The 13,159-nt window shown below is 67.6% G+C and carries 13 protein-coding genes and 1 pseudogene; 8 read left to right on the top strand and 6 right to left on the bottom strand.

The genetic code is table 11. The features are described 5' to 3' along the window. Positions 1-36 precede the first annotated feature (36 nt). Positions 37-1,041: a slipin family protein gene (locus tag ACOQFL_RS13390; protein ID WP_435544467.1), complete on the bottom strand. Its 1,005-nt coding sequence runs from the start codon at positions 1,039-1,041 to the stop codon at positions 37-39. Positions 1,042-1,295: 254 nt separating this feature from the next. Here ACOQFL_RS13390 and ACOQFL_RS13385 point away from each other — a divergent pair, with 254 nt between their 5' ends. Both ACOQFL_RS13385 and ACOQFL_RS13380 read left to right on the top strand, forming a co-directional pair. Next, positions 1,296-2,165 (top strand): LOG family protein, encoded by an 870-nt coding sequence (locus ACOQFL_RS13385; RefSeq protein WP_435544466.1) that lies wholly within the window; start codon positions 1,296-1,298, stop codon positions 2,163-2,165. A 28-nt stretch (positions 2,166-2,193) separates the two neighbouring features. Continuing rightward, positions 2,194-2,769 (top strand): LOG family protein, encoded by a 576-nt coding sequence (locus ACOQFL_RS13380; protein WP_435544465.1) that lies wholly within the window; start codon positions 2,194-2,196, stop codon positions 2,767-2,769. A 128-nt stretch (positions 2,770-2,897) separates the two neighbouring features. Here ACOQFL_RS13380 and ACOQFL_RS13375 read toward each other — a convergent pair whose 3' ends face one another. Beyond that, positions 2,898-3,254 (bottom strand): hypothetical protein, encoded by a 357-nt coding sequence (locus ACOQFL_RS13375; protein ID WP_435544464.1) that lies wholly within the window; start codon positions 3,252-3,254, stop codon positions 2,898-2,900. Positions 3,255-3,459: 205 nt separating this feature from the next. Further along, positions 3,460-5,211, bottom strand: coding sequence for an AbeC-like domain-containing protein (locus tag ACOQFL_RS13370; RefSeq protein ID WP_435544463.1), 1,752 nt, complete (start codon positions 5,209-5,211; stop codon positions 3,460-3,462). Between the two features lie 243 nt (positions 5,212-5,454). Between ACOQFL_RS13370 and ACOQFL_RS13365 the strand changes: the two genes are divergently transcribed. From ACOQFL_RS13365 to ACOQFL_RS13350, 4 genes and pseudogenes are all read left to right on the top strand, one after another. Further along, positions 5,455-5,790 carry a PadR family transcriptional regulator gene (locus ACOQFL_RS13365; RefSeq protein WP_435544462.1) on the top strand — a complete coding sequence of 112 codons (336 nt, stop codon included), beginning with the start codon at positions 5,455-5,457 and terminating at the stop codon, positions 5,788-5,790. A 35-nt stretch (positions 5,791-5,825) separates the two neighbouring features. Further along, positions 5,826-6,113, top strand: a pseudogene (locus ACOQFL_RS13360) (DivIVA domain-containing protein); the annotation flags it as partial. 310 nt (positions 6,114-6,423) lie between these two features. Continuing rightward, entirely contained in the window at positions 6,424-6,885 is a 462-nt protein-coding gene (locus ACOQFL_RS13355) for an SRPBCC family protein (RefSeq protein WP_435544461.1), read from the top strand. Then, positions 6,882-7,451 carry a DNA-3-methyladenine glycosylase I gene (locus ACOQFL_RS13350; protein ID WP_435544460.1) on the top strand — a complete coding sequence of 190 codons (570 nt, stop codon included), beginning with the start codon at positions 6,882-6,884 and terminating at the stop codon, positions 7,449-7,451. The genes ACOQFL_RS13355 and ACOQFL_RS13350 overlap by 4 nt, the downstream gene beginning before the upstream one ends. A gap of 87 nt (positions 7,452-7,538) precedes the next feature. On the opposite strand, the gene ACOQFL_RS13345 is transcribed toward ACOQFL_RS13350, so the two are convergent. Then, complete coding sequence (locus tag ACOQFL_RS13345; RefSeq protein ID WP_435544459.1) at positions 7,539-8,327, bottom strand: enoyl-CoA hydratase-related protein; 789 nt, start codon at positions 8,325-8,327, stop codon at positions 7,539-7,541. Between the two features lie 450 nt (positions 8,328-8,777). Between ACOQFL_RS13345 and ACOQFL_RS13340 the strand changes: the two genes are divergently transcribed. Both ACOQFL_RS13340 and ACOQFL_RS13335 read left to right on the top strand, forming a co-directional pair. Next, complete coding sequence (locus ACOQFL_RS13340; protein ID WP_019853228.1) at positions 8,778-8,945, top strand: DUF3117 domain-containing protein; 168 nt, start codon at positions 8,778-8,780, stop codon at positions 8,943-8,945. 195 nt (positions 8,946-9,140) lie between these two features. Next, positions 9,141-10,715 carry a leucyl aminopeptidase gene (locus ACOQFL_RS13335; RefSeq protein ID WP_435544458.1) on the top strand — a complete coding sequence of 525 codons (1,575 nt, stop codon included), beginning with the start codon at positions 9,141-9,143 and terminating at the stop codon, positions 10,713-10,715. 385 nt (positions 10,716-11,100) lie between these two features. Here the strand turns inward: ACOQFL_RS13335 and tatB are convergent, their stop codons facing one another. Further along, positions 11,101-11,511 carry a Sec-independent protein translocase protein TatB gene (gene tatB / locus ACOQFL_RS13330; protein ID WP_435544457.1) on the bottom strand — a complete coding sequence of 137 codons (411 nt, stop codon included), beginning with the start codon at positions 11,509-11,511 and terminating at the stop codon, positions 11,101-11,103. Between the two features lie 90 nt (positions 11,512-11,601). Next, on the bottom strand, positions 11,602-12,954 hold the full coding sequence (locus tag ACOQFL_RS13325; protein ID WP_435544456.1) for a S1C family serine protease: 1,353 nt from the start codon (positions 12,952-12,954) through the stop codon (positions 11,602-11,604). Between the last annotated feature and the right edge of the window lie 205 nt (positions 12,955-13,159).

The following is a 13,159-nucleotide window of genomic DNA, read 5'->3' as shown; positions in this document are numbered from 1 at the left end:
GGCCCCCGGCCACCCGAGCGGGTTCCGTGGTGATTCTTACCCGGTGGGGCCGGTGCGTGGGGTGTCCGGCTCCTCGGCCCGCTCGTGGGTGTCTCGTTGTCCCGGTACGTGCGGTGGTGACTCCGCTTCCCCCCTGCTGGTTCGAACGGACACGCCGCTTCCGGCGTCGTCCGGCAACTCGTACCATTCCTCGGCCGTGGAACGGCGCTGCTCGGTCTCTTCGCTGTCCTCGGCCCTGGAGTGGCCGTTGCCCGAGGTGTCCATCGCCTCGGAGACCGCTTCGGCGGTACCGTCCTGCGCGCGGTCCACGAAGCGCAGCAGTTCGACCGGGAACGGCAGTACGAGGGTGGAGTTCTTCTCGGCGGCCACCTCGACCACGGTTTCCAACAGTCGCAGCTGCAGGGCGGCCGGTGTCTGGCCCATCACCGCGGCGGCCTCCGAGAGCTTGCGGGAGGCCTGGAACTCGCCGTCGGCGGAGATGATCCGGGAACGGCGTTCCCGCTCCGCCTCGGCCTGTCGCGCGATCGAGCGCTTCATCGTCTCCGGCAGTGAGACGTCCTTGATCTCCACCCTGTCGATGTGCACACCCCAGTTCAGCGCCGGGCTGTCGATCATGACCTCCAGTCCCTGGTTGAGCTTCTCCCGGTCCGACAGCAGGTCATCGAGATCGCTCTTGCCGATGATCGAGCGGAGCGAGGCCTGGGCCACCTGGCCCATGGCGAACAGGTAGTCCTCCACGTTGATGACGGCCCTGGCGGGGTCGGTGACGTTGAAGTAGACCACCGCGTCCACCTTCACCGTCACGTTGTCCCTGGTTATTCCCTCCTGGCCCGGTACGGGCATCGTGATGATCTGCATGTTGACCTTGCGCAGCCGATCGACCCCGGGAACGATCGCCGTCAGTCCAGGAGGCCTGACGGTGCGCTGCAGTCGCCCGAAGCGCAGCACCACACCGCGCTCGTACTGCCTGATGATCCGCACACTGGAAGCCGCGACGAGCGCGAGAACCACCAGTACGCCGATGAGTACTTCGATGATCATTTCCGGCTCCTACAGCGGCGAGATTCCGTCTCGGCCCCTCCGCTGCTCGTCGGGACCGGGAGACCACGCCGACGACTCGTGTCCACCGCCGGCGTGCGGGGGCGCCACGGGTCGCTTGTCCAGGATGCTACTCCGCTCACGGCTTTCGGGGGATGTCGAACACCTCCGGAAGCGGCAGCGGGTTGAGCCGATCGCCCGTCCCCCGTTCCGGGGACATCATCTCGGGTTCACGCGGAGTGCATAAGCTCGGTGGCATGACGATCGACGGTCAGCGACACCACGGCCCGGAAGGCAACGGAGCACACCACCCGGAGAGCGAGGAACAGCAACCGGCAGGAGAGGTCCTCGGCGGTGACGGTGAGTATCCGAACGGGAACGAGCACCCGCACGAGAAGCAGCGTGGCCCGGTGGTGCTGCGCCGCTCCAGGATGGGTGAGCCGACGACCACCGACCAGCGGCTGCTCGATTCCAGAGGGCCCGCCGACTGGGTGCACACCGATCCCTGGCGCGTGATGCGGATCCAGGCCGAGTTCGTCGAGGGGTTCGGCGCGCTGGCGGAGGTTCCCCGTGCCACCACCGTGTTCGGCTCGGCCCGAACGCCTCGGGAGCACGAGGAGTACCAGGAGGGCGTGCGGCTGGGCTCGGCCCTGGCGCGTACCGGCTCCGCCGTAATCACCGGTGGCGGACCCGGCACCATGGAGGCGGTCAACCGGGGAGCCTCCGAAGCGGGCGGCCTCTCCATCGGGTTGGGAATCGAGCTCCCCTTCGAGCAGGGGCTGAACCCGTGGGTCGATCTCGGCGTGAACTTCCGGTACTTCTTCACGCGCAAGACGATGTTCGTCAAGTACGCCCAGGCGTTCGTGTGCCTGCCCGGTGGATTCGGGACCATGGACGAGCTGTTCGAGTCGTTGACCCTGGTGCAGACGAAGAAGGTCACCAAGTTCCCCGTGGTGATGTTCGGCCGTTCCTACTGGCGCGGGCTCTACGAGTGGATCCGAGACACCATGCACTCCAGCGGTAAGATCGGTGATCAAGAACTGGGGCTGCTCCACCTGACCGATGACGTCGACGACGCGGTGCGGGTGGTCGAGGAGGCGTACGCCGCCTGGGACGCGGCCCACTGACAGGCTTCGCTTCGCAGCCGGAGGCAGCATGACTCAGCACGTCGAGGAACAGGGGACGGCCGGGCAGGTCACCGTGTGCGTCTACTGCGCCTCGCGTCCCGTCCCGGAACGCTACGTACGCCTCGCGGGAGAGGTGGGGGCCGGGATCGCCGAACGTGGCTGGCGGCTGGTTTCCGGCGGAGGTCGAGTGTCCATGATGGGCGAAGTCGCCCGGGCCGCCCGGGTGGACGGGGCGCGTACCGTCGGTGTCATCCCCCGCGAACTGGTCGACCGCGAAGTCGCCGACACCGAGGCGGACGAGCTGCTGGTGGTCGACACGATGCGGGAACGCAAGGGACTCATGGACGCGCACGCCACGGCCTTTCTCGCGTTGCCGGGCGGTATCGGTACCTGCGAGGAACTTTTCGAGGTGTGGACCTCGCGCTACATCGGCATGCACACCAAACCCGTGGTGCTGCTGGATCCGGACGGGCACTATCGCGGTCTGCTGGACTGGACCCGTGAACTCGTGGAGTCCGGCTTCGCCTCGCGGAAGTCGCTGGACGCGCTGACGGTCGTCGAAGACGTGGAGACGGCACTGCGGGCGTGCGAGCGGGGCTGGTGAGGTGGGCTTCCGGAGTGCGTGAGCAGATCCCGCGGCAACACCACGGTTCCTCCGGTGTTCCGGCCACGGCTCGCGAACTCCGGAATCCCCACCCTCGGGTCGGGCCGGCCCGCCGCGACAGGCGCCCGTCAGAACAGGCTTTCGAGTACCCCCGCGATCGAGGCCACCGAGCCTGCCGTTCCCAGCCCTTTCAGTAGAGGGCGTAGCCTGGACCACTTCTTCCTGACCCGCTCCTCGTCCGGTGGGCTCTCTTCCAACAGTTCGGCCATCTCACTGGCCTGGTCATACGCGCGAGAGCTGTCGACGTCGCCTTCCGGGCGTTTCGACAGCGAGTCCACCAGCTCCGCGACGAGCCCGCGCAGCCGGTTGAGCTCCTCGTCGTTTCCCGCGCCCTGGTTGACGTAGGCGGTTCCGCCCTCTCCGAAGTTCTGTGCCCCGGAGAAGGAATTCCCCTGGAAATTGAATCTCGGTCCGCTTTCACTCATTCGCTCTCCTCGGAAGTCGTAACAGAACTCACGTGGGGCCGGTTGACTGTGGTGGGCAGGCCCGCGACTCGGCGTCCCGGGATCGTCGAGCCGCTCTCGAGTGGCGACCCGCGCGGCGATCGGTCCCGCCTCGCGAAGCCTCCGACTCCTACGCCGGAGCCACTCGGCCCGCGCGGCCCGAGCACCCGGGCGAAGCGAATTTTCGTCATGGGGACTTACCGGTTTCGCCGGACCTCGTGCCGCGCGAGGCCGCCACGAGAGCCGTGCCGTTCTCGCCGAAGTTCTGGGACCCGAGGAACCGCGAATTGCTGAAGTTGTTGCTGGTGTTGTTGATGATCTGCGTGCTGTGCTGCTCCAGCCCCTCGGTGTCGAAGCCGCGCTCGGACAAGTGATTGCGCACCGCGGAGAGGGTGCGTTCCTCCAACAGCGTTATGTGGCGTTGCCCGTCCAGGTCCTGGAACTCGTTGGCGCAGTGGTCGTCGGCGACCAGCTCCCGGATGCTCCGCACGCTCCGGTCCCCGGCGGTGTGGGAATCCCGGCCGAACGACCTGAACAGCGTGTTCCACCGCCACGGGAGGCTGCCCAACAGCTGGAAGAACTCCAGCAGCGTCGCCGAGAAGACCTTTTCGCCGGAGAGCCGCGCTGCGCCGCCCAGCCGGTACCGCTCCGCCATCGGGTACAGGCAGTAGGCGTTCCACTCCAGATAGAGCGTCCGGTTGTCGCACCCGATGTTGAACATGGTGGCGACCAGTTGCTCGGAGTTCCAGCTCGCCACCGAGCTGTGCTGGAAGTGCCGGACCCATTCGAGGTCCTCGTCGATCAGTCGGTTCATCGTCTCCGCGTCGGTCTGCTCCACCAGCAGGCCGGTCTCCTCGGACAGCAGCGCACCAGCCATGCTCGTATTCCGGTTCTCCCCCAGCGCCCCCACGTTGACGACCAGGAGCGGACTCACGGTCAGCCCGCGCAGCCTCCTGCCCGGTGCGAGCAGGTCGGAGTCCCACATCGACTGCAGTTCTTCGGTCACCGCGCTGTAGAGCTCTCGAGGGCGCAGCACCGGCGGATCCTCGTTTCGCGCCCTGCTACGCAGCACGAGCGGAAGCGTCCAGGCATTGACCCGCTCGCCGTAGCCGACGAAGGCGTCCCAGCCCGAGTACGCCAGCACCGTGCTCTCGTCACCGCGCCGGGAGACCGCCGCGAGCAGTTCGCCGTGCCGGTTGCGGACGCCGTTGAGCAACGAGTCCGCGATTCCGCCGATCAGCGAGTTGCTCTTCGCCCGGCTGCCGTCGTGCCCCGCCGCACAGCCGGCGATCAGGTGCCTGGTGACCCACTTGTCCAGCAGCAGCACCGTGAAGATCGCCGCGGCGCAGAGCAGGAACAGCAGTACGGGAATGAGCAGAACCGCGCCGCTCGAGTAACTCGATGTGCCCACGCTGCCGTAGTAGGACGTGCTTCTGGCGGAGGCTACGAAAGCGGAGAGCCACGAGGTGAAGAACAGCGCGAGGAAGGCTCCACCACAGAAGATTAACGTCACCAGCAGTCCGAATGGATGGACCTCGTCCTCATCGGTCCGTCCTTTTCGGAACGATCCGAGCCGCTGCCGGCGCGCTCCGAAGGTCAGTGACCAGAACAACCACAGCAGGGCCAAGCCCAACAGGAACATCATGGTGTAGGGAAGAATCGTCATCCCCGTCAGCGCCACCAACACCAGGAGCAGGGGATCGCGTAAGCGGCGTTTCCGGCGCGCCGCCAGGGCCTGGGTCAGCACGTTCACCGCGTCGACTCCCTGGGGTGGCGGCAACGCGTCAGCCGGGGCGCGCGTGTAGTTGTCGATGATGCGGGCAGCCAGCTCCGGTTTCAGGTGGACGGCGGTCACGAGATGGTCGTTCACTCCTGGGCGGGCCGTCCCCTCCGGCCGCTCCTCGGGGCTCGCGGGGGAGTCCGCTGGATTCGGTTGCATCGAACACCTCGTCGCACAGTGTCATCGGTCTCGAGGAGAGATCTTCCACAACAGGGCTCCCGGTGGGGTGGGATCGTGCGTAACTCACTCGAACGGAGTAGCCCCGGTTCGAATGCGCCAATGGTCGGGGTTCGGACGGCGGTCAGGACCGTGCGCCGGATCGGTAATCCGGGAGAACGGGACCTAAGTCTCTTGCGGGAAATGCTGTGACAGTGTCCACCCGGGAACGTAGAGTGGCTACCTGTGAAAGCTGATGCCCTCCGCGGTCACTTGGACGGACTGCTGCTGGCCACACTGGACGGCAAACGGCTGCACGGCTACGCGATCATCGAGGCACTGCAACACCGCAGTGGTGGCGCCGTGTCGTTGCCGACCGGGACCGTGTACCCGGCGCTGCGACGCCTCGAACGAGCGGGTTACGTGCGCAGTGAATGGAGTACCGTCGGTGGCAGGCAGCGGCGTACGTACAGCCTGACCCCGTCCGGGATGCGCACGCTCAACGACGAACGGCGCGCCTGGCGCGAGTTCACGGCGGCCATAGACGGTGTGCTGGGTTCGCCCGCCGCATCGGTCCGATAGCGCCACGCGGGAAGTCACGTGCCACGATCTGTGCCGTGGCAAGTGCACTCATCTACGTCGTGATCGTGCTCGCGGTGGCGGCGGTGGTCTATCTGCTGGCCGTGCTCGTGTTCGGACGCGGTGAGGAACTGGAACCGCTGCCGCCGGGGGCCACACCGACCCGGTTACCCCCACCGCCGGTGACGGGCCAGGACGTGAGGTCGCTTCGTTTCCAGCAGGTCTTCCGCGGCTACAAGGCTTCCGAGGTCGACTGGGCCCTGGAGCGGTTGGCCGACGAGCTCGACGACACCCGGCAGCGCGTCGCGGTACTCGAACAGTCACTTCGCGAGGTCGAGGCTCACGCGCCGTGCGAGGAAGGCCCCGAGCGGTCTCCCGGCTGCGCGGAGCGACCACACGAGGACGTGGATTCCTCACATGGGGGAGAGGACGCGTCGCAGCCGGCGGAGGAGCGGAGCGACGAACCCGAACGGCCGGGCCCCGAACGGGACGGGCGGTCGGAGAAGCCTGGCGAGGCCGATCGCTCGGACCTCGGCGACGACTCGTCCGAGCGGGATTGAGACCGGCGGACTCGGGGGACCCGACGCGGCACGCGACCAGCACACTCGGGCCTACTGGGCCGGGAAGGTGACAACCATGATCGAACGTGAGCTGCGGTCCGCGATATCGCTTCCCCACGCACCCGAACTCGTCTGGGCAGCGGTGAGCGACTGGTCCAGGCAGGGCGAGTGGATGCTGGGAACCCGCGTGTGGATCACGGAAGGCGGCGGGAACCGTCCCGGTTCGGAACTGGCGGCCTTCACCGGGCTCGGTTCGCTGGGAGTGCTCGACACGATGCGGATCGAGGTCTGGCAACCACCCGAGAAGTGCTCCGTTCGGCACACCGGGGCCCTGGTACGAGGCACCGGTGGTTTCGTGGTGGAACCCGACGGTGCGGGTGGCAGCCGGTTGCTCTGGTGGGAGCGTTTCGAGCTTCCCACGGTGTTCGCGCTCGGCTGGCCATTGGCCGCGCCCGCTGTCGAGTGGGGCCTGCGCCGCTCGCTGCGCGTCTTCGCCGCGTTCTGCCGGAACTACGGCACCGAGTGGCAGGAACAGTGAGCGCGATCGTCGGCGAGGACGGCAAACCGCGTTGTTCGTGGGGTGCGGACCCCCCGGACTACCGGGAGTACCACGACACCGAGTGGGGCAAGCCCGTGCACGGGCAGCACGCGTTGTTCGAGCGACTTTGTCTGGAGTCCTTCCAGTCCGGGCTTTCCTGGCTGACCATTCTGCGGAAGCGCCCGGCTTTTCGGTCGGCCTTCGCGGATTTCGATCCCCGGCAGGTCGCCGAGTTCGACGAGCGAGACCGGCAGCGACTGCTTTCCGACCGGAGGATCGTACGGAACCGGGCCAAGATCGACGCCGCCATCGGCAATGCCCGTGCCGTGCTCGAACTGGATCGACCGCTGGACGAGCTGCTCTGGTCCTTCGCCCCCGAACCGGCCGCTAGGGCCCGCCCGGCCACCACGGCGGAAGTGCCTGCCAGCACCCCGGAGTCCGCCGCGATGGCCACTCGCCTGCGCGGCCTCGGTTTTCGGTTTCTGGGTCCCGTCACCTGTTACGCGTTGATGCAGGCGACAGGAATGATCGACGATCACGTCGCCGGGTGCTGGCTCGCCCGGTGAGCACCATGTGGTTCCCGGTGCGTGCTCCCCGGACTCCGGGGCCGCGAGAGCGTTGCCACGCGGCCCCGCGGAGACGTCACTGGTCGCTCACTGACCGGTGAACTCGGGGGAGCGTTTCGCCACGAAGGCGTCAACGGCCTCCCGGTGGTCCCGGGTGCCGCCGCACTGGTTCTGCGCCCCCGCCTCCACGGCGAGAGTCTCGTCCAGTCCCTCGGCGGCTGCCGCCAGCATCGTCTCCTTGATCCGGGCATAGGCGCTGGTGGGCCCGGTGGCCATGCGTCCCGCCAGTTCCGTGGCGTTGTCCACCGCCTCATCGCGGGGCACCACGCGGTTGACCATGCCCATCCGCTCCGCCGCCTCGGCGGTCACGGCCTCTCCCAGCAGCAGCAGCTCCATCGCGCGTCCGTAACCGATGAGCCGGGGCAGGGTCCAGGAAGCACCCGAGTCGGTGGAGAGTCCCACGTCGGCGAACGACATCACGAACTTGGCGTTCTCCGCCGCGATGCGGAGATCGCAGGCGTAGGCGATCGAGGCGCCAGCTCCGGCCGCGACACCGTTCACCGCCGCGATCACCGGTTTGGGAAGTGTGGTTATCGCCCGGATCAGCGGGTTGTAGTGCTCCTCCACGGTGCGCATCGGCGTGCTGTCGCCGGAGTCCAGTTGGCTGATGTGTTCCTTGAGGTCCTGACCGGCGCAGAACGCCTTGCCCGCGCCGGTGAGCACCACCGCCCGGACCGAGTTGTCGGCCGCCGCCGAACGGAAGGCTTCGATCAACCGTTCCTTGAGTTCCACGGTGAGCGAGTTGTACGAGTCGGGCCGATTGAGTGTGATTCGGCGCACGCCATCGATGTTTTCGGTCAGCAGTACCTCGGTCACGCCACATCTCCCTCGTCGTCGGCGTGGACGGTGGCCCGTCCCCGGTTCGTTGTGATACTCACCACGGTCGAGTCGTTCGCCTCTCGCTCCACAGTAGACCTCGTTCCGTTCGGTGAGTAGCCGTGTGCGCCCGCTCCCCCTTGTCACCTGGGCGGTGTGCACCTCGGGAGCACGGGTAGTGATTCGTGGTTGTGGTGGGATGTCCGCTGTGGTGGCCCACCCGTCGTGAATGTGGCCGAGCGGCTCGGCGACGCGCCCGAAAGGTCTTCGACTCGCCGATCGGCGGGACAGGATGATGGAGTTCGCGGTCTGGACGCATTGTTCGAGCAGCGCAGCACGGACGGAAGTTGATCGGTTCGGTTTCGCGGGTGCGTCCGGATGGGGGAGAATGTAGGGCAAAGGCTGGTCCGGTGACCAGTCGGTGGGATGAGTTCACGGAGGGAGCACGCTATGGCGGCCATGAAGCCCCGGACCGGTGACGGTCCCCTCGAGGTGACCAAGGAGGGACGCGGAGTAGTGATGCGCATCCCGCTCGAGGGTGGTGGGCGTCTTGTCGTCGAAATGACGATGGAGGAGGCCACGAATCTGAGCGAGGCTCTAAACTCGGTCACCGGTTGAGGCCGCCGTGAGGTGACCGGCGAGCGTCCGCTCGCCCCGCCATGCGAGCGATCCCGGCGCCGGCGGGTGCCGGGGTCACTTTTCGGCACGCCGGTACGGACCGGCGCGATCACCGGCGATGGTCTCGACCGAATGATCGTTTTGGTCCTACGACAGTACGAACCAACCGAACAACCAGGTCAGGAAGGTGCCGCAGTGCCCGGTTCCGCTCCCGCGGCTTCGAACCCGGAAGCCGTTCTTCCCGTGATTCCGACCGCTTTGGTCGAGGTCGACGTCGTCGAACGATGGGGTGAGGGAATCCCGGCCGCGGTACCGGTGGCCGACGTCGACGGCGAGCCGGACCTGGACACCGCCGCCGAGAACCTCGGTGTCGACACCGCGACCCTGCGAGCGCTGGACGTCAGCGGCAAGGCGGGCGAAGTCCGCGCGGTTCCGCTCTCCGAAGGGCGACTCGGCTGGGCGGTGGGAGTCGGTGACGGCGAGCCGTTCCGCTGGCGCACCGCCGGTGGGGAACTGGCCAGGGCGATTCGCGCCCGGATCGGTGACTCCGGCGGTGAGGGAGCCGATCCCCGTGATCTGGGTGAGGCGCTGGACGTGGAGTACGTGCAGTTCCGGTTGCCCGCAGCCACTACTCCGGAGTTGGTCAGTGCTCTCACACTGGGCGTGGCACTGGGGGAGTACCACTTCCGGGTGAGTGCGCGTCCGACCCCGCCTCGCGTGCGCAAGGTCCTGCTGGTGGCTCAGCCGGGTGCGGACGTCGCCCGGCTGCGGGAGACCGCCCGGCGGGCCAGGGAGTGGGCCTCGGCGACCTCGGTCGCGCGTGATCTCGCCAACGCGCCTTCCAACATCAAGAGTCCGGCATGGTTGGCCGACACCGCCGCTGCCATGACCGGCTCCGTAACCGGACTCAACGCCACGGTGCGGGACGAGAAGTGGCTGGCAGGGCAGGGGTTCGGCGGCGTGCTCGCGGTCGGCGGTGGCTCTTCCAGGCCGCCACGGCTCCTCGAACTCACCTGGCAGGGCTCCGGTGCCGACGACTCCGAGGTCGGACACGTCGTGCTGGTGGGCAAAGGGATCACTTTCGACACCGGCGGGATCTCGCTGAAACCCGCCGAGGGCATGGAAATGATGCGCACCGACATGGCGGGTGGCGGCGCCGTGATCGGAGCCATGCTGGCCATGGCCAGGCTGGAACTTCCCGTCCGGGTGACCGCGTTGATCCCGATGGCCGAGAACCACATCTCCGGCTCCGCCTACCGCCCCGGTGATGTGGTGCGGCACTACGACGGGACCACCACCGAGGTGGCCAACACCGACGCCGAGGGGCGCATGGTGATGGCGGACGCGCTCGGCTACGCCGTTCGAAACCACGAGCCCGATCTGATCGTGGACGTCGCCACGCTGACCGGTGCGATGAAGGTCGCGCTCGGGCTGCGCACCGGCGGTGTGTTCAGCAGCGACGAGAAGCTCGGTGAGCGGGTGCGCGACGCCGGGCGGCGCGCCGGTGAGAACTGGTGGCCCATGCCGCTGTCCGAGGACCACGCCACCGACGTCCGCGGCACCACGGCCGACGTCAAGCAGGCCGCACAGGGGCCTGGTGCGCTGATGGCGGCACTGTTCCTCCGCGAGTTCACCGGCGAGTTGCCGTGGGCACACCTCGACATCGCCGGGCCCGCGCGCGCCGACAAGCCCTACGACGAGGTGGTGGCCGGGGCCACCGGGTTCGCCGCCCGTACCCTCGTCGAATTCGTCGCCGGCTTGAGTGACTAGGTCGGTCTCCCGGCTTTCGTCGCTGGGTTCTTGGCGGAACCTCTCGCACGGCTCTCGCTGCGGGAGGCCCGACATCGGGTAGCGACCTACACAACGTCGGGCCTTCCTCGCGAGAGCCGCACCGGAGAACCCGCGGCGGTGCGAGCTGCGGGGGTGGTTGGAGCTCGGCCTGCGTGAGTGGCCGGGGTTCGGCTTCGGGATTTCCCGCGCTTCTCAGCCGCATGGTCGTTTCTCGACGACGGTCTCGGGGGCGTCAATTTCGCGGGAAATTGACGCCCGCACCGCCGCACTGGCCCGGCGATTTCGCGAGAAATCGACGCCGCGAATCGACGCCTCGCCACGTCCGGTGCTCGTTCGGAGGGGGTGGGGCGGGACCGCTCCGGCTTCAGGTGGCATCGGAGTCGAACGGGGGGCGTTCGCCCGGATCCAGCGGCTGTTCCCGCCGGAACGACGGAGGCGGGGAATCCGATCTCGGTTTGTGTCCGTTCGTGCCCGAACCCCGGTCGTTGGTGACCCCGTCCAACGGATTCTCGTCGTCGAACAGGTGCTTGCTCACCGCCCGCTTGGGATCGAAATTGCGGATGCCGCGCAGATCCTCCAGCGGTTTGCGCAGATCGTCGAACTCCGGGCCCAGCTCGGAACGCAGTTGGTCCCGTGCTCCGGTGGCGTATTCGCGGACCTGACGAACCGTCTTTCCCAGCCAGGCCGCCGCGGAAGGCAGCCGTTCGGGTCCGAGGATGAACAGACCGGCGACGATGAGAACCAGGATCTCACCCCAGCCGATGCTATCGAACACCTCGACTCCTTCCGGGGGGTCGCGTCGGTGCCCGCACTGTGGGGTGAGCGGGAACCGCTGTCCGGACTCAGCCTATCCAAACTCGGCGCGCTATTGGAGGGTCACGTCCAGGACGAGTTCATTGCCGTCGCGAACCACGGTCACCGGAACGACCGCGCCCACGTCGTGCTCGTCCACCGCTACCTGCAACTCGTCGGCCCCGGTGATCTCACGGTCGGCCACCTCGATGATCACGTCCCCCTCGACGATTCCGGCCTGCTCGGCGGCGCTGCCCTGCTTCACGTTCTGGACCTGGGCGCCGTCGGCGAGGCCGTCGGTGACCGACTTGGTGTTCACACCGAGTTCGGCGTGCCGTACCTCACCGGTGCGGATGAGCTGTTGGGCTATCCGGCGGACCTTGTCGATCGGTATCGCGAACCCGAGACCGATGGATCCACTGCTGCCGCCCGTGCCCAACGTCCTGATGGCCGTGTTGATGCCCACCACCGCTCCGTTGCCCGACACCAAAGCTCCACCCGAGTTGCCCGGGTTCACGGCCGCGTCGGTCTGAATGGCGTCGATCACGGCGTTGGTGTCGGTGCCCTCACCGGCGAGTCGCATCGGCCGATCGAGCGAACTGACGATGCCACTGGTGACAGTATTGTCCAGCCCCAAGGGGGAACCGATGGCCAGCACCCGCTCCCCCACGCGCAGCTCCTCCGAAGACCCCAGCTGCGCGACAGTGGGATTGCTGACCTCCACCTTGAGCACGGCGAGGTCGGTCTGCGGATCGCGTCCGACGATTCGAGCCGATGTCCTGGTGCCGTCCGAGAAAACCGTGAATATCTTCGCGTTCGGGGTGTCCGCGGCCATAGAGACCACGTGATTGTTCGTCACGACGTAGCCGTTGCCGTCGATCACGACACCCGAGCCGGTTCCCCCTTCGGAACCTATTCGCACCTCGACCGAAACCACAGCGGGTACCACGCGAGAGGCGACTCCCGAGACCGAACCGGCGGGGCGGTCGCCGCCCGGCTCCACACTGGCCAGTGTCACATCCGGATTGGTGAGCGGATTGCCTTCCTCGGCGGTGATCCGTCCCACGAACCCACCGGCCGCTCCGAGCAGCAGCACCACGAGTCCGAGGGTGAGTAGGGAACGGGGACGCACCCTGCGTCCGAACAGTACTTCGCGGGCACTGAGCAGCGGACCTTCGCCGGGACTCGTGCCCGACTCCGTGCGGTTCTCCTCCAGGGCGGGCCCACCGAGCACCGCTCCGGAGGTGGGATCGCGCCAGGGATCCCGATCGCCCTGCTCGTTCCAGAAGACCGGTTCGTCGGCGCCGTTCTCACCCGACTGCCGAGGTCCGGTTTCCCACGGCGCGCGTTGTAAGGGTTCCGAGGCGCCCGCCGGACGACCGAACGCGTGCGCCAGTGACTCCGGGGTCGGTGGCGCATGATTCATCCGAGGAGTGCTGTCGAGCCCCCGGCGGTCGAAGCTACCCCGAACTCCCTCGGGCCTGCCGAAGACGGCGGCATCGGGCGGATGCTCGTCCGAGCCGTTTCCGGCGGAGGAGTGTCGCGAGGCTGTCTCCCGGTGTCCCGTCGGCTCATCGTGCTCCGCGCCCGCAGCGGGTCCATCCGTGCCCGAATGCTCCCCCGGACTCCCC

It is taken from the genome of Actinopolyspora sabaoui, assembly GCF_051225635.1.
Lineage (GTDB): Bacteria > Actinomycetota > Actinomycetes > Mycobacteriales > Pseudonocardiaceae > Actinopolyspora.
This window is presented reverse-complemented; position numbering and strand designations above follow the sequence as displayed.